Below are 16,830 nucleotides of genomic sequence, written 5' to 3'. Positions count from 1 at the left end.
CTTTAATTATAAGGAGGAATAGTATGTATAATCAACCAAACCAAGGATTTTATGGAGAGTTCGGCGGGCAATTCGTTCCAGAAACATTGATGCACGCTGTGAAAGAGTTAGAAGAAGTTTATGAAGCATCGAAAATAGATGATGCTTTTCAAGAAGAGTTAAATTATTACTTAAAGCAATATGTAGGACGGGAAAATCCGTTATATTTTGCGCAACGTTTAACTGATTTTGCTGGTGGTGCTAAGATTTATCTGAAAAGAGAAGACTTGAATCACACTGGTGCTCACAAAATAAACAATACGATTGGGCAAATTTTGCTAGCGAAAAAAATGGGCAAGAAAAAAGTCGTCGCAGAAACGGGCGCTGGTCAACATGGTGTAGCAACTGCTACAGTGGCCGCTTTGTTTGGCATGGAATGTACGATTTTTATGGGAGCCGTCGATGTGGATCGTCAAGCATTGAATGTTTTTCGCATGGAATTATTAGGTGCTAAAGTTGAACGTGTGACTTCTGGAAGTGAAACATTAAAAGATGCAGTCAATGAAGCGTTACGTTTTTGGGTTGCCAATGTTGAAGATACTCACTATGTGATGGGATCTGTCTTAGGTCCACATCCATTTCCTGAAATTGTCCGAGATTATCAAAGTATTATTGGAATCGAAGCTCGACGCCAATTTTTAGAAGTCGAAAACAAATTACCAGATGCAGTCGTTGCCTGTGTAGGCGGTGGTAGTAATGCAATGGGAATTTTTTATCCATTTATTAATGATGATGTTGCATTGATCGGCGTTGAAGCAGCAGGATTAGGATTGGATACAAAAGCACATGCCGCTTCAATCACCAAAGGAAAAACAGGTGTCCTTCATGGTGCCATGATGAAGCTGCTCCAAGACGAAGATGGTCAAATTTTAGAAGCCTTCTCGATTTCAGCGGGATTGGATTATCCAGGTCTTGGACCTGAGCATTGCCATTTAAACGAAACACAAAGAGCTAGCTACGAGTCGGTGACGGATCAAGAAGCATTGGATGCGTTTAAAATATTATGCCAAACAGAAGGAATCATTCCAGCATTAGAAAGCGCTCATGCTATTAGCCATGCGCTAAAAGTCGCAAAAGAACTTGGATCAGATAAACAACTCATCGTGTGTCTTTCAGGGCGTGGCGATAAAGATGTACAACAAATCAAAGAATTGATGGCAAAGGAGGAAAACCAATGAAATCATTAACGAGGCAACTAAAAGCGAAACAACAAGCCAATGAAACGATTTTTATCCCTTATATCATGGCGGGTGCCCAAGGTCTAGATCAGTTAGCCGATGAAATCCAACTACTAACAGAATCTGGAGCTAGTGCTATCGAATTAGGGATTCCATTTTCAGATCCAGTTGCAGATGGTCCAATAATTCAAGCGGCTGGCCTAAGAGCCTTAGAAAATAACGTAACATTGCGAAAAATAATCCAGCAGTTAAAAAAAATCGAAACTAAAAGGCCTTTAGTAATCATGACCTATTTCAATCCGATTTTTACCTATGGTTTAGAAACATTTATTCACGATTTAGCTGAAACGGATGTAAAAGGATTAATCATCCCCGATTTACCACATGAGCATCAAGAATTAGTAGCACCATTACTAAAAGACAGTGATATTTCGTTGATACCACTGATTGCTTTAAACACACCTAAAGATCGAATTCCAACTTTAGTAGAATCAGGAGAAGGATTTATTTATGCGGTGGCAGTCAACGGTGTAACAGGCACAGGACGAAATTATCAAGAAACATTAGATGAACATTTAGCATATATTCAAAAAGTCAGTGATAAACCAGTTTTAGCAGGATTTGGCGTATCATCTAAAGAACATGTGGAACGTTTTAGGAAAAGTTGTGCGGGCGTGATCGTAGGTAGCAAGATCGTTCAGCTGCTTAGTGAAGGAAAACGTGCAGAAGTTAGTACGTTTATCAAAGAAGCAGTCAGTAAATAATTTTATATTTTATATTTTTCCTCTTGCCTATGAGCATTTCTTTCTGTAAAGTAGTATGAAAAGTAGGTGGAATTATGGAGATTGTCATCAATCGCAATTTAATTTTTGCAGAAAATCAATATTTGGAAACGGAACGCTTAAAGTTACGTCCAGTAACATTAAGTGACGCTAATGATATGCACGAATATGCATCCGATGAAGAAACGGTCACCTATGTTTTCCCGATTCATCAGTCTATTAAAGACACTAAAGAAAGTATTGCAAACTACTTCATAGCAGCACCACTTGGCAAATATGGCATCGAGTTAAAAGCGACTGGAAAATTTATTGGAACGATCGATTTGCGTGTGGTAGATCAGCATAATATTGCAGAAATTGGTTATTCTTTAAACAAGGTATTTTGGGGACATGGCTATATGCCAGAAGCGGCACACGAACTACTTTGCTTAGGCTTTGAAGAGCTAAAATTGATGCGTATTTTTGCAACGCATGATATTGATAATTCCAAATCTGGTCGTGTGATGGAAAAAATAGGTATGAAAATAGAAGGCAATATCCCGAATGCCCGGATGTGGAAAGGGAAAGTCGTTACAGATATTATTCGCGGTATCACGCTCGAAGAATGGCAAAAATTGCATAACTAACCTACAGAACAGCTCAGAGGAGAAATGACTACATGTTAATGTTTACTGAAAAAGATTTTGATGTTTTTACAATAGATGGATTAGACCCAAGGATGGCTGGTATTCGTTCCACGATCCAACCAAAATTTCAAGAATTAGATGATTATTTTGCTGAAAGATTGGGCGAAAAACTAGAAACAGAATTTTTTGTTCACATTGCCCAACACCGTCGCAGAACAGTTTACCCACCAGAAAATACATGGTCTGCATTAAGTCAGAAAAAACGCGGCTATAAAATGGAAGCCCATTTTCAATTAGGTATTTGGCCAGACTATCTTTTCATGTGGTTATCACTAATTGATAATCCTAAAAACGAAAAAGAAATTGCACAAGCGTTTTTAGATAATCATTCATTATTTGAACAATTAGATGATGATTTTTATCTGTCGATGGATCATACACAACCTGAGATCGAACGTTTGAATGAAGCAGATTTAGAGAAATACTTAACTCGCTTTCGTGATGTGAAAAAAGGGGAATTTCAAATTGGCAGGATTATTAGAAAGACAGATAACTTGTTGAATGATCCAGAAAAAGCGCGTGATTATATGTTGAAAACTTATGAGGACTTATTGCCACTATATCAATTGGCGATTGGATTACAATAAGTAGAGCAATTAAGAAGGACTAGAGCGCCTCTGATAAAACTGATCTTTCGTTTTATCAGAGGCGCTCTAGCTGGCTAAACACGTTTGTCTCGTTTTTGCTATGTTGATTCGAGTATTCTAAAGCCAAACCAAACTATCAAATTCACTTGTTGTAATAGTATACTGCTCAAAGGATCTTAAAATGAATTGTTTTGGATCATCAAGCTCTATGCCTTTTCGAACTAAAATATCAATTCCGGCAGGTGTTAAGAAAGAACGCTCGAATTTGATGACAAGGATAGTATCAGTGACCGTTAAGACCGACCATTTGCTACTTAAAATTTTTAAAAACCCACGACCTCTCCAAATAAATCGATTTTGCTTATAGGTATCGACTCCAATTATCTGTTTTTGTTGCTTTTTTTTATTTTTATAGCTGACGGTATCCAAAAATGTTAAGGGAGAATTTTTTAGTTTCTCATACTTTATAGTAGGATTGCTTCGTTTGTTAGACAACCAAAGAGGAAAGTTGGTCCCTCGTATTATCCATTCTCCCTCTAGTAGTTCTGGTGAATTTTCCATCTTTTTCTCAACTCCATCCGCTTATTGCTCCTATTAAAAAGCTGTACAATGTTTTTTTACATTATACAGCTTTCAATAAAAGGACTCCAATGCTCAGCTCATTACAAGTTATTGTAGCCCAATCTTATTCAACGGATAATATCGAAAATAAACAACCCCCACGATAGCCTCTTTATCCACAAATCCAAAGTAACGGCTGTCATCTGTTTTTCGGCGATTATCGCCTAATACAAAATATTTTCCCTCTGGCACAATAGTAGCAGGACCCGCTGCACTATTGGCTAAAGTAAAATCGGCAGTCAAAGGTTGACCGTCAGTCAAAGCTTCTTTAAATTCATCTAAATAAGGTTCGTCGTATTTCTTATCATTAATATACAACTGATCATTTTCCATTCGAATCGTATCACCAGGCAGACCAACAACGCGTTTGACGATTCGTTTTCCGCTTCGTGGGCTAGGAAATGTTGCTATATCAAATCGTTTTGGGCTAACTAAAGAGGTCTGCCATAAGCGATCCGATTCATGATAAGTTGGTTCCATCGAAATGCCGACGACTTGCACAGGCGTTAGAATAAACGTCCGCAAAAAAAGTGCAAATAGTAAAATCATTGCAAACTGCATTACTGTATAAAGGGTACCATATTTCTTTTTCATGTAAAAACTCCTTTTTACTTATTGTTTCTTTTAGTATATCAGATTATTTTTGATAAATAAGAAGAAAAATCGAAAAAATTATGTCCTTTTCTTTTTTTTGAAGAAAATACCTAAGCAAATATTTTGTTGTCATTTCTAAACTTTGCTATACTTTCTATAGAACTTATCGATTGATAAGGAGGAGGAAAAATTATGTTTTTAGCTTGGAATGAAATAACGCGCTCAAAATTACGCTATACACTGATTATTGGTGTGATGTTTTTAATCTCTTATTTAGTCTTTTTTTTAACGGGATTAGCGTATGGATTGGCGCAAGATAATCGAACAGCTGTGGATAAATGGCAGGCGGATGGTATCGTCTTGTCTGATGAATCGAATACAAATATCAATATGTCGATGATTCCGATTAAATCAATAGATGAAGTTAAAGCCAAAGAAAAAGCGTCATTAGGGCAAACAGCAGCGGTGATCCAACTAGATAAAAAGAATGCGGAAAAAATCAACGCCAGTTTTTTTGGCATCAACAAAGAGGAATTTTTAATGCCAAATATCATTGAAGGCAAGCCGTTCACAAATGATAATGAAACAGTTGTGGATAACAGTTTGAAAAAAGAAAATGATGTTAAACTTGGAGACACAATAAAACTATCCGGCAGTGACAAAACGCTTAAAGTTGTAGGATTTACAGACAATGCAAAGTTTAATGTCTCACCAGTATTGTATGTATCCACTAACGCATTTCAACAGATTCGTTTTGAAAAATCGGATACTTCAGAAAATGCTCGTGTAAATGCGATTGTTTTTCGTGCAAAAGATGGCTCATTAAAAAATATTGACTTAAAAGACGATGGTTTAACTAGCTACAGCATCAAAAAATTTATCAATGAGTTACCAGGATATAGTGCTCAAGTGCTGACATTTGGGTTTATGATCGGATTCTTGATCGTGATTGCGGCAATTGTTATAGGGATTTTTATTTATGTCTTGACCATGCAAAAAGCAAATATCTTTGGCATTATGAAAGCACAAGGGATTTCTGGAATGTATATTGCCGTCTCTGTGATTGTACAAACCTTTGTGTTAGCATTTTTGGGGATAAGTATAGGTTTACTTGGTACGGTAGGAACAGCATTAGTGCTACCAACAGCTGTTCCATTTCAAACGAACTGGCTGTTTTTCCTGTCGATAGGCGGAATCATGCTGGTTATTGCGGTATTAGGTGCACTGTTCTCAGTTCGAACGATCGTCAAAATCGATCCGTTGAAAGCAATTGGATAGAAAAGGAGCGAATGTATAATGAAGGCAATCGAATTTTCAGCTGTTGATAAACAGTTTTTAGATGGCGACACGACAATAGAAGCGTTGAAATCCACAAATTTTTCTGTGGAAAAGGGTCAGTTTGTCGCAGTGATCGGTCCAAGTGGTTCTGGAAAAAGTACGTTTTTAACACTTGCAGGGGGCTTACAAACTCCGACAAGTGGCGAAGTTAAGATAAATAACGATGCATTTAGCAAACAAAATGAAAAAACACGCTCTAAGATTCGTTTTTCCGAAATTGGGTTTATTTTGCAAGCATCCAATTTGGTTCCATTTTTAACTGTGGAAAAACAGTTACGTTTAGTGGATAAAGTCAAAAAAGAAAAGACCGATATGGATAAGGTCAACAAGTTATTAACAGAGCTTGGAATTGAAAAGTTAAAGAAAAAATACCCCGATGAAATTTCTGGTGGGGAACGTCAGCGAGTGGCGATCGCTCGGGCATTGTATAATGATCCATCCATTATCTTAGCGGATGAACCCACAGCAAGTTTAGATTCGGATAGAGCATTTGAAGTGGTAAAGATTTTAGCTCGAGAAACGAAAGAAAAAAATAAAGCAACGATCATGGTAACGCATGATCAGCGCTTGATTGAATTTTGTGATGAAGTATTTGTGATGAAAGATGGCGTATTGGAAAAACAAAAATCATAAAAAAGGGTGTGGAACAAAAGGAACGTTCACTTTTGTTTCACACCCTAACTGTGAATAAATGGCAGGAACAGAAGCAATCCTTTCGGGGAAAAGTTTCTGTTTCAGCTTTTTTTTGTATAAAAAAACTTGCTCAATAAAGCTTGAGCAAGTTTTTCTAAAAAGAGTAGGTGGACTTTTTTCGCCCAACTCAATATAAATCTTAAAGTTTTTGGTTGTAGTATTCAACGACAAGAGCTTCGTCGATATCAGGATATAATTCATCACGTTCTGGTAAACGAGTGAAGCTTCCTTCTAATTTTTCAGCGTCAAAGCTTACAAATGCTGGACGTCCAACAGTAGCTTCAACAGCTTCTTTTAAAGTTACGATGTTTTGAGATTTTTCACGAACAGAAATCACTTGACCAACTTCAACGTGGTATGAAGGGATATCTACGCGTTTGCCATCTACAGTAACGTGACCGTGGTTTACTAATTGACGTGCTTGACGACGAGTAGTTGCAAGGCCTAAACGGTAAACGACGTTATCTAAACGTTGTTCTAGTAAGATCATGAAGTTAACACCGTGTTTACCTTCTTTGATCTTGCTTGCTTTAATAAACAAATTAACGAATTGACGTTCGTTCATACCGTACATATGACGTAATTTTTGTTTTTCAGTTAATTGCATACCGTATTCAGAAACTTTACCACGGCTGTTTGGTCCGTGTTGTCCTGGTTTGTATGGGCGACGTGCTAGTTCTTTACCAGTTCCTGATAGAGAGATACCTAGACGACGAGAGATTTTCCATGATGGTCCTGTATAACGTGACATTAAAAATTCCTCCAATAAAATAAGTTTTTTTGGAGTAAAATAATCTTCTGAAAAATTCATATTCGTTCAGTTCATTCTTCAACCTTCGCCCTTTGCAGCCGTGGTTACGCAGTTGAACCTGAAGAGAAAAGCTAAACATCAAGGCAATGAACTGTTGACGAGCTATTATTTTTCTGCTGCATTATTTTACACAAAGATTAGTATAACGCAAAAAAGGGGATAACTCAAGCTTTTTCCAAAAGACAAAACAATTTAAAAAACGTCGTTATCTTTAAATAATTGTGAAAGTAGTAGAGTTCTATTATATTAGGTATAGTAGAAAGTTAATCAAGTTATCGTTCATGAAGTTCTCTATTCTTGATCACTAAATCACATCAATTCAATAAAATCGTTCTTTTATCATAGAAAGCACTAGACAAAACGCTTGGTAGTCTTTAAAATGATAAAGGATGTTTTTGAAAATATGAGATGAGAACAAATTGAAAAGGAGAAACACAATGAAACCTGTATCGCCATTATTTGAGCAGATCGACAAATCAATTAGTAAAAAAATGAACTTATTCCAAAATAGTTTTATGCGCTACGCTTTTCGCGCTGTGCTAGCTTGTATGTTTTTAACATTAGGAACAGCCGTGGCTTTTGGAATCGCAATGAAAGGCGAAGATATGGCGCATGGCTTAGGCAAGATACTTTATGCGTTTATGTTTAGCTGGTCACTTGTTATGATTTTGTATATGAATGCTGAACTAGGAACATCGAACATGCTGTATATGACAGTCGGCGTTTATCGTAAAAAAATCAATTTATCTTTTGCGGCCAAAATTTTAGTTACGTGTATTCTATTTAACTTAGTCGGTGGTGTTTTCTTTGGTTATTTGATTTCATTGACGGTTCCTTATCAAGATTTAGCATCTGATAGTTTCTTCTTTACTTCGATTGCTGGAAAATTAGATAAAACCACAACACAGATTTTAGTAGAAGGTATTTTTGCGAACATTGTGGTCAATACTGCTGTATTAGTGAGTATGCGTATGAAAGATGATGCTGGTAAAGTTGCTGCAATCATTTTCATCATTTTTATCTTTGCTTTTTTAGGCTATGAACACGTTATCGCCAACTTCCCTGCGTTTAGCTTAGCGTATTTCGCTTCTCACGGAACAATGGCAGCAATGACTGTTGGCAGTGTGGCACACAATCTATTCTTTGCCTTGATTGGTAACTTTATCGGCGGCGGTTTAGTGATGGGATTGGGTTATGCGTGGCTGAACAATGCAGATACCACTTATTTAGATTAAGAAATTTTGAAGCTGAGGCGGATTTTCCGTTTCAGTTTTTTTGCTGTCTAAAGTTATTTCAAGTAAGATAGAAGAAAGAAGAAAAAGGAGCAATGAAATGAATGAAGTGATTTTTCCAAAAAATAAAGACAAGGCGGAGCAAATGTCGGCATACATGAAGCATTTATTTCCTTTTGCAGGCATTCCTGCACCTGAGCGTGCTATATTGGAGAAAGAGCTCTTAAAAGCCAGCAAAAAACTATCGTTTTCAGAGTTATTTGACTTAATTAGTTTTTATTATAATAAACGAGAGCGAGAATACCAATATGTCGCAATCGATTTAGCAACGGCTAACTACAAACGATTCTCTTTTGAAGAAATGCTGCGTTTCAAACCTTTTGTTGTAGAAAAGGTTTGGTGGGATAGCGTAGATGCGTGGCGTAAATTTTTTGGACTTTGGGGATTTCACTATTTAGAAGAAATGCCTCAGTTATTTGACGCCTTTTTTGGTGAAGAGAACTTTTGGCACAGGCGAATTGCCATCAATTTGCAATTGTTATATAAAGAAAAAACAAACACTGTGTTATTGAAAAAAGCCATCATTTATGATAAAACTACAGATGAGTTCTTTATTCAAAAAGCAATTGGCTGGTCTTTGCGTCAACATAGTAAAATTGATCCATCTTGGGTCGAAGACTTGATCAAGTCAACTGATTTAAGCCCATTAGCTATTAGAGAGGGCAGCAAGTATTTGCCAAAAACATAGAAAGCGAGCGAGTTATTACGCCATGAGAAGAAAACTTTTTGCATTTGATATTGATGGAACATTGCTTGGAACCGACAGACAACCGTTGGAGAGCACACGAGAAGCATTAAAGATGTTAAGACAACAAGGACATCTTGTAACAATTGCAACAGGTCGCAGCCGTTTTATGGCGCAAGATATTATTTTAGACTTAGATTTTTCCAATTATGTCCTTTGTAATGGAGCAGCCGCATTTTTAGATCATGAACAGTATTACCAAAATCTACTAGACCAAGACGAATTAAACCGTTTTGCCAAAGAAGTAGAAAAAAGAGAAATCGGATTGGCTTATGTTGGTTTAGATGATGTGAAAAAAAATAATCATCACCGTCGTGCTCAAGTGGCTGAAGCGATGGGATCAATCGATTTTAAAGCACCAGAATATGATTTGAATTTCCAAAAAGAAAATGATGTGTATCAAGCATTGGCTTTCTATGATGATTCAGCAGAGGGGATTTTTGATCGTGAATTTTCTAAATTCCGATTTATTCGCTGGCATTCTGAAAGTGTGGATATTGTCCCTAAGAATGGCTCTAAAGCTGCGACTTTACTGAATTTAGCAGACCGTGTTGGGATTGCTCGTGAAGATATCGTTGCGTTTGGCGATGGTGAAAACGACCGTGAAATGCTACGAGAAGCTGGAATTGGTGTAGCAATGGGGAATGCGTTGTCTCATATTCAAAAAGAAGCAAAAATCGTGACAGATACCAATGATAATGATGGAATCTGGAAAGCGTTGAAAGAATTAAAGGCGATTTAACGATAATAAAAAGTGATCTGTACAGACTCAAACGGTTTTGTACAGATCACTTTTTTTAGTCAATCACCAAAACGCCATCTTTCAAAGCATAAGGATTTTCTGCATTGATGTGATCATAAAACATCACACCATTCAAATGATCGATTTCATGTTGAACGACGATCGCTTCATAATTTTTTAAACGAATTTTGTGTTTCTCGCCAGCTGCATCTACATAAGAGAGCGTGATTTTATTATGGCGGACCACATAACCTGGCACTTCACGGTCGACAGATAAACAACCTTCGCCTTCACCCAGACAAGCATCTTGAACGGAGTGGCTTAAAATTTTAGGGTTATACATCACTGCGCTCAATGTTGGTTCAGGATTTTCCAAATCACTATTTGGTACATGGACTGCGATGATGCGCTTAGAAATATCTAATTGAGGTGCAGCTAAACCGACGCCGCCTCGTAAGCCTAATTCTTCTGCTTTAACAGGATCCTGACTGTTTTTTAAAAATTCCATCATTTTTTCGCCTAATTTTATATCTTCATCCGATTGAGGCACAGCTACTTCTTTTGCCACTTCTCTAAGTGTTGGGTTTCCTTCGCGGATAATATCCTCCATGGTGATCATAGGATAATCCCTCCTTCTATAGTTAAAAGTCTAGATCAGTCTCAGTTAGAAACTAAATCTTTCCATCAATGTATTTATTCGCCTATACAGTTTATCATAAAATTATTAGTAGTGGGAATAAATTGATCAAAAAACAGGAAGGAAATTGAGCTGGGTCTTGCATTATGAACAACTTTCCTGTAAAGTGTAACTGTATGAAAACATACCGTCTATTACTTGGTTGTGCGAATCACCAACGCATTACTCAGTAAGAAGATGACTATTAAAGAAGAGGTGAAAAACATGGCAATGTCAAAAGAAAAGAAAAACGAAATCATTAGCGAATACGCGCGTCATGAAGGAGATACTGGTTCACCAGAAGTACAGATTGCTGTATTGACTGCTGATATCAATCACTTGAATGAACACGCTCGCGTTCACAAAAAAGATCACCATTCTTACCGTGGACTAATGAAAAAAATTGGTCATCGTCGTAACTTGTTAGCTTACTTACGTAAGACTGACATCCAACGTTACCGCGTATTGATCGAACGTTTAGGATTACGTCGTTAATCAAACACTGGAAAAGCGAGATTCGTAACGAACCTCGCTTTTTAGCTTATTTAAAAGCAAAGGTCTAGTTATCCTTAAAATACTAAAAAATCATCATCTTTGGAAGGGTTGAATGAATCTACTAACCAAATAAAAGGACTCAATTTTTTTGAATCTTTTCATTTGTTTAGTAGCAGTCTAACTTTTCCGAAGAATCGAAGGAGAAGAGATATATGTCAGAAAAACAAGTATTCAAAACAACTTGGGGCGGACGTCCATTACAAGTTGAAGTCGGCCAATTAGCCAAACAGGCAAATGGTGCAGTATTAGTTCGTTATGGGGAGACAGTCGTTTTAAGTGCGGCTGTTGCTTCAAAAGATGCGAGAGATTTTGATTTCTTTCCATTGACAGTGAATTACGAAGAAAAAATGTATTCAGTAGGGAAAATTCCTGGTGGATTTATCAAACGTGAAGGTCGCCCAAGCGAACGTGCAACATTGACAGCTCGTCTGATCGACCGTCCAATTCGTCCAATGTTTGCGGAAGGATTCCGTAACGAAGTTCAAATCACAAATACTGTAATGAGTGTGGAACAAGATTGCACACCAGAAATGGCTGCAATGTTTGGTTCATCTCTGGCATTAGCAATTTCAGATATTCCATTTGACGGACCGATTGCAGGTGTTGATGTCGGTCGTGTTGATGGTGAATACGTATTGAACCCAACAGTCGAACAATCTGAAAAAACAGATATCGAATTAACGGTTGCTGGAACGAAAAAAGCCATTAACATGGTTGAAAGTGGTGCCAAAGAAGTATCTGAAGAAGATATGCTAGGTGCGTTACTTTTCGGTTTTGACGCCATCAAAGAATTAGTGGCTTTCCAAGAAGAAATCGTTGCCGCTGTCGGTAAAGAAAAAATGGAAATCAAATTATTACAAGTTGATGCTGACTTGAAAAAAGAAATCTTCGATGCCTACTACGCTTCAATGAAAGAAGCTGTGATGACAGAAGAAAAATTAGCTCGCGAAGTCAATATCGATGCAATCAAAGATCAATTGAAAGAAGCGTATGCTGAAAAATTTGCTGGTCATGAAGAAGAAGCGCAAGTAGGGAAAGAAGTAAAACAAATCGCTGAAGATTTAGAAAAAGACGTAGTTCGTGAATTGATTACGATCGATAAAATCCGTCCTGATGGTCGTAAATTAGACGAAATCCGTCCTTTGGCTTCAGAAGTTGGCATTTTACCACGTGTTCATGGCTCTGGTTTATTCACTCGAGGACAAACACAAGCGTTGTCTGTAGTGACCTTAGCACCACTTGGCGAACATCAAATCATTGATGGATTAGGTGTAGAAGATAGTAAACGTTTCATTCATCATTATAATTTCCCACAATTTTCTGTAGGTTCAACAGGTCGTGCTGGATCACCTGGCCGTCGTGAAATCGGTCACGGTGCTTTAGGTGAGCGTGCGATGGCACAAATTATTCCTGATGAAGCTGATTTCCCATATATGATCCGTGTGGTATCAGAAGTCTTAGAATCAAATGGTTCTTCTTCACAAGCAAGTATCTGTGCAGGAATCTTAGCATTGATGGATGCTGGTGTGCCGATCAAAGCACCAGTTGCAGGAATTGCAATGGGTCTTGTCAGTGATGGCGAAAACTATACAATTTTAACAGATATCCAAGGATTAGAAGATCACTTAGGCGACATGGACTTTAAAGTTGCTGGAACAAAAGATGGAATTACAGCCTTACAAATGGATATCAAAATCCAAGGGATCACTGAACAAATCTTGACAGAAGCATTAACTCAAGCGAAAAAAGCACGTATGGAAATTCTTGCTGAATTGACATCAACGTTAGCTGAACCTCGTCCAGAGTTAAGCAAATACGCACCGAAAATCGAAATGATCCAAATTGCTCCAGCAAAAATCAAAGATGTTATTGGTAAAGGTGGAGAAACAATTAACGGAATAATTGATGAAACGGGTGTTAAGATCGATATCGATCAAGAAGGTAATGTAAGTATCGCCTCTGCTGATGCTGATATGATCAAAAAAGCAATCAAGATCATTGAAGAATTAACAAAAGAAGTGGAAGTTGGACAAGTTTATCTTGGTAAAGTCGTTCGTATCGAAAAATTTGGTGCCTTTGTTAATTTGATCAAAGGAAAAGATGGTTTAGTTCATATTTCTCAATTAGCCAATGAACGAGTAAACAATGTAGAAGACGTTGTGAAACTTGGCGATGAAGTACTTGTAAAAGTTACCGAAATCGATAAACAAGGTCGTGTGAACGTATCACGCAAAGCATTGTTGACTGAAGAAAATAAAGAAAAATAAGCAATACACATTGCGTTTGATTTTACTTTTCTAACAGAGTGAGGCATTTAGCCTACTCTGTTTTTTCTTGGAAATGAGCTTTATTTAATAAAAATAGGTAAAGACGCACCACAGCTCTTTTGTTTGCCTCTAATTAGTGGTAAAATTATTGCTATCAGTCTAAAGATTATTCGGGGTGTCGATGTGAAAAAATTTAATCCAAATAAAAATATAATTATCACGCTGATCGTAGTGATTATCGTGGTTACGATCATTAGTTTGACTGCAGCTCACAGAGCAAACAGCGGAAAAGCCAATCTTGGTCAATCAGCAGTCAACGATAGCGTAGGGTTTGTTGACAAAGTGATTTCATTTCCAGGTAAAGTCATCGGAAGCGGAGTATCATCAATCAGCACACTTTTTAAGACCTATGACGAAAATGAACGCTTAAAAGAAAGAATCGATGGATATGGTGAACTTTCTATCCAAAATGATAACTTAAAAAAAGAAAACGAAACATTAAAAAAAGAATTAGAATTAAACGAAACATTGGGGAATTATGAAAAAGTAACAGCAACAGTTATTACTCGTTCACCGGATATGTGGCAAGATTTATTAGTTGTTGACCGAGGTTCAAATGACGGTATCAAACCAAATATGGCAGTTTTAGCCCAAAAAGGGTTGATTGGTCGGGTGGTTGAAGTGAATGCGACGTCTTCTAAAGTAGAACTATTAACATCTAAAAATCAAAATTCTAACCATTTCCCAGTTAAAGTCAATTCTGAAAATGGAGATTCATATGGCCTTTTGAAAAATTACAATGATAAAGATAATACATTGATCATCAGCCAGTTAGTAGGAGATATGGAGATCAAAGAAGGTGATGTTGTTCAAACATCTGGGCTAGGTCAAAATTCTCCAGCGAATTTACCAGTTGGTGTGGTTCAAAAAGTGAAACCAGACAGTTTTGGTTTAGATCGTGAAGTTTATGTTAAGCCTTATGCTGAAATGTATAATATCCCCGTTGTAACGATCATTAAGAGACTAGCTGGAGCGGGGGAGTAAGATGCAAGTGATCCGAAAAGAAAATGTTAAATACTATGCGCCAGTAGTTTTCTTTGTACTGATGCTGATCGATGGTCAATTGACTCAAGCTGCGCGGAATGTAACTGATAATGTTTATTTTCCAAATGCTCATTTCCTGTTGCTGGCTTTTTTGATGGCAGTCCCTAATCTGTCTAGACGTTATTTACTAATTACGGCGATTATCTTGGGGATGATTTGCGACAGTTATTATATCGGGATCATTGGTATTTATACTGTTGCACTGACGGCAACAGTTATGATGATGTACCGATTCCAACGAGTGGTTCACACAAATCTGCTAACAGCATTTTTTGGTATGATTATTTTTGTAACTACGTATGAATTGATTGCAATGGGACTCCAAATTATTTTTCATATATCAAATGTTGCACCATTATTATTTATCACGAAGGTTTTAGGTCCAACGTTGCTTTTTAATATGTTGATATTTGTTATTTTTTCCTATCCACTAAAAAGATTATTCGCTAACGAGTAGTCTTTTTCTTTTTTTGAATTTGGGGATGTTGCGAAAAATCGTTATTTAACATTATGAATTTCTAGTGTGTTGAATAATATCAAACGTTATTTAACTATGTTGCATGAAACAATTTTGTAATATACTGTTTATCTGTATGTCATACTGCTATGATACAATAAGACTGTTGTCAAGAAACATAAAACCGAAATAGTACACATAAATTATAAATGTATAAGTAAATCCGGAGGAATAAAGAGTGAAAAAAAATATATTATCAGCATTGATGGTTTGCTCAATCACACTTACTTCAGCTGTGTTGCCGATGGCTGCAGTTGCCGATGACTATGATACAAAGATTGAACAGCAAGATGCAATCATCGATGGGCTAAAAACAAAAGAATCAGAAGCTGCAACTAAATTAGCAACAATCGAATCAGATATGCTGACTACAGCGACTAAAATTGATGAATTAACAGCCAAGAAAAAAGCACTTAAAGAAGAAATCACGAAATTATATGGTGAGATTTCTGATTTGAATGTTCGTATTCAAAAAAGAGAAGTTCAAATGCGTAATCAAGCTCGTGATGTTCAAGTAAGTGGAACAAGTACTAGCTACTTAGATGTGATCGTCAATTCTGAGTCTATTTCTGATGCAATCAGCAGAGTACAAGGCATTACAGCACTCGTTAGTGCGAACAATGATCTATTAGCACAACAAACTTCTGATAAAGAAGATGTAGAAAAAAAGACAAAGACAGTGGAGTCGCAAATCTCTGTACTGGAGACTTCTACAAAAGAATTAGCAGATAAACAAGCTTCTTTAGATACATTGAAACTTGAACAAGAAATTGCTAAAAATGAGTTACAAGCACAACGCTCAACAGAAGAAAACAAAAAGTCTGAGTATGTTGAACAAAAAGCAGCAGCACAAAAGAAATTAGAACAAGAACAAGCGAAGCAAGTAAAACAAGCCGAAGCACAAAGAAAAGCCGAAGCACAAGCTGCTAAGGAACTTGCTGAAGCACAAGCTGCAAATCCAGGTCTTACACAAACCAATCTTGTAGAAGAAAATGGCACAACAAGTAGAACAGCTGCGGCGCCAACACCAGGGAAAAACAACGGTAATAATGGCGGTGGCACCAGTATCGGTACTGGTGGTGTGTCTGAAGCGAAGAAAAGAGCAGCGCAAATCGCTTTGAATTCTGTTGGTCAGACAAATCCAACAGGTTGGGGACAAAGTGGTGAGTGCATTGTAGCCGTGCAAAATTGGCTAAATGCAGCAGGTGTTAGATTCTTACCAGGAGGTCCACATAGCGGATATACTCAATCAGGAGCAGTTCAAGTCTCTTGGTCTGATGTTCAGGTTGGAGATGTCGTTCAATACGAAAACTCTCTTAGTCCAGATGCTTGGTTAGATGGTGTTCATACTGTTCTAGTCGTGGGAGTCAACGGTAGTTCAGTCCAGATTGTTGAATCCAACAATCCAGCAGGTTCTGGTTATGTGTCAACAACTACAGGATGGACCCCAAGTCCTTATGCAGCAAACTTTAGAGCTGTTGTATGGCGCTTTCCAGGATAGTTTAAGATGAAAGTGGAATTTCCATTAGCAAAGATGATTGATGTTGCTAATGGAAATTTTTTTGCATTAAAGTATTAAACGATTTTATACGGTGTTTCTTTT

The 16,830-nt window shown here is 37.2% G+C and carries 18 protein-coding genes; 14 read left to right on the top strand and 4 right to left on the bottom strand.

Going from position 1 to position 16,830, the window contains the following annotated elements:
• The first annotated feature begins 23 nt into the window (after positions 1-23).
• From trpB to IGI43_RS09595, 4 genes are all read left to right on the top strand, one after another.
• Complete coding sequence (gene trpB, locus IGI43_RS09610) at positions 24-1,217, top strand: tryptophan synthase subunit beta (RefSeq protein WP_438757576.1); 1,194 nt, start codon at positions 24-26, stop codon at positions 1,215-1,217.
• The gene (gene trpA / locus IGI43_RS09605; protein WP_438757575.1) at positions 1,214-1,981 is read left to right on the top strand and encodes a tryptophan synthase subunit alpha; all 768 of its coding nucleotides are present in this window, start codon (positions 1,214-1,216) and stop codon (positions 1,979-1,981) included. The genes trpB and trpA overlap by 4 nt, the downstream gene beginning before the upstream one ends.
• A gap of 74 nt (positions 1,982-2,055) precedes the next feature.
• Positions 2,056-2,625 (top strand): GNAT family N-acetyltransferase, encoded by a 570-nt coding sequence (locus IGI43_RS09600; RefSeq protein ID WP_438757574.1) that lies wholly within the window; start codon positions 2,056-2,058, stop codon positions 2,623-2,625.
• 32 nt (positions 2,626-2,657) lie between these two features.
• Positions 2,658-3,272, top strand: a complete 615-nt coding sequence (locus tag IGI43_RS09595; RefSeq protein ID WP_438757573.1) for a DUF1054 domain-containing protein — start codon at positions 2,658-2,660, stop codon at positions 3,270-3,272.
• Between the two features lie 117 nt (positions 3,273-3,389).
• Here IGI43_RS09595 and IGI43_RS09590 read toward each other — a convergent pair whose 3' ends face one another.
• Both IGI43_RS09590 and lepB read right to left on the bottom strand, forming a co-directional pair.
• Positions 3,390-3,833 carry a hypothetical protein gene (locus tag IGI43_RS09590; protein ID WP_438757572.1) on the bottom strand — a complete coding sequence of 148 codons (444 nt, stop codon included), beginning with the start codon at positions 3,831-3,833 and terminating at the stop codon, positions 3,390-3,392.
• A 108-nt stretch (positions 3,834-3,941) separates the two neighbouring features.
• Complete coding sequence (lepB, locus tag IGI43_RS09585) at positions 3,942-4,487, bottom strand: signal peptidase I (protein ID WP_438757571.1); 546 nt, start codon at positions 4,485-4,487, stop codon at positions 3,942-3,944.
• A gap of 192 nt (positions 4,488-4,679) precedes the next feature.
• On the opposite strand from lepB, the gene IGI43_RS09580 reads away from it, so the two are divergent.
• Entirely contained in the window at positions 4,680-5,765 is a 1,086-nt protein-coding gene (locus tag IGI43_RS09580) for an ABC transporter permease (RefSeq protein ID WP_438757570.1), read from the top strand.
• An 18-nt stretch (positions 5,766-5,783) separates the two neighbouring features.
• Positions 5,784-6,458: an ABC transporter ATP-binding protein gene (locus IGI43_RS09575; RefSeq protein WP_438757569.1), complete on the top strand. Its 675-nt coding sequence runs from the start codon at positions 5,784-5,786 to the stop codon at positions 6,456-6,458.
• A gap of 199 nt (positions 6,459-6,657) precedes the next feature.
• Here the strand turns inward: IGI43_RS09575 and rpsD are convergent, their stop codons facing one another.
• Entirely contained in the window at positions 6,658-7,269 is a 612-nt protein-coding gene (rpsD, locus tag IGI43_RS09570; protein ID WP_438757568.1) for a 30S ribosomal protein S4, read from the bottom strand.
• Positions 7,270-7,766: 497 nt separating this feature from the next.
• On the opposite strand from rpsD, the gene IGI43_RS09565 reads away from it, so the two are divergent.
• The 3 genes from IGI43_RS09565 to IGI43_RS09555 all read left to right on the top strand — a co-directional run bounded on the left by IGI43_RS09565 (position 7,767) and on the right by IGI43_RS09555 (position 10,108).
• Positions 7,767-8,564, top strand: coding sequence for a formate/nitrite transporter family protein (locus IGI43_RS09565; RefSeq protein ID WP_438757567.1), 798 nt, complete (start codon positions 7,767-7,769; stop codon positions 8,562-8,564).
• Between the two features lie 97 nt (positions 8,565-8,661).
• The gene (locus IGI43_RS09560) at positions 8,662-9,309 is read left to right on the top strand and encodes a DNA alkylation repair protein (RefSeq protein WP_438757566.1); all 648 of its coding nucleotides are present in this window, start codon (positions 8,662-8,664) and stop codon (positions 9,307-9,309) included.
• 22 nt (positions 9,310-9,331) lie between these two features.
• Positions 9,332-10,108: a Cof-type HAD-IIB family hydrolase gene (locus tag IGI43_RS09555; protein WP_438757565.1), complete on the top strand. Its 777-nt coding sequence runs from the start codon at positions 9,332-9,334 to the stop codon at positions 10,106-10,108.
• Positions 10,109-10,163: 55 nt separating this feature from the next.
• On the opposite strand, the gene def is transcribed toward IGI43_RS09555, so the two are convergent.
• Complete coding sequence (gene def / locus IGI43_RS09550) at positions 10,164-10,727, bottom strand: peptide deformylase (protein ID WP_438757564.1); 564 nt, start codon at positions 10,725-10,727, stop codon at positions 10,164-10,166.
• Positions 10,728-11,009: 282 nt separating this feature from the next.
• Between def and rpsO the strand changes: the two genes are divergently transcribed.
• The 5 genes from rpsO to IGI43_RS09525 all read left to right on the top strand — a co-directional run bounded on the left by rpsO (position 11,010) and on the right by IGI43_RS09525 (position 16,728).
• A complete protein-coding gene (gene rpsO / locus IGI43_RS09545; protein WP_010770485.1) occupies positions 11,010-11,279 on the top strand; it encodes a 30S ribosomal protein S15 in 270 nt (89 codons plus the stop codon).
• Positions 11,280-11,491: 212 nt separating this feature from the next.
• On the top strand, positions 11,492-13,606 hold the full coding sequence (pnp, locus tag IGI43_RS09540; RefSeq protein ID WP_438757563.1) for a polyribonucleotide nucleotidyltransferase: 2,115 nt from the start codon (positions 11,492-11,494) through the stop codon (positions 13,604-13,606).
• Positions 13,607-13,789: 183 nt separating this feature from the next.
• Complete coding sequence (mreC, locus tag IGI43_RS09535; protein WP_438757562.1) at positions 13,790-14,650, top strand: rod shape-determining protein MreC; 861 nt, start codon at positions 13,790-13,792, stop codon at positions 14,648-14,650.
• A gap of 7 nt (positions 14,651-14,657) precedes the next feature.
• Positions 14,658-15,167: a rod shape-determining protein MreD gene (gene mreD, locus IGI43_RS09530; protein ID WP_438758840.1), complete on the top strand. Its 510-nt coding sequence runs from the start codon at positions 14,658-14,660 to the stop codon at positions 15,165-15,167.
• A gap of 238 nt (positions 15,168-15,405) precedes the next feature.
• A complete protein-coding gene (locus IGI43_RS09525; protein WP_438757561.1) occupies positions 15,406-16,728 on the top strand; it encodes a coiled-coil domain-containing protein in 1,323 nt (440 codons plus the stop codon).
• Positions 16,729-16,830 lie beyond the last annotated feature (102 nt).

Origin of the sequence: Enterococcus sp. AZ126, from assembly GCF_051714545.1 — a bacterium.
GTDB lineage: Bacteria > Bacillota > Bacilli > Lactobacillales > Enterococcaceae > Enterococcus_L.
Note: the sequence above shows the minus strand (reverse complement) of the source record. Positions and strands in the feature narration are given on the sequence as shown.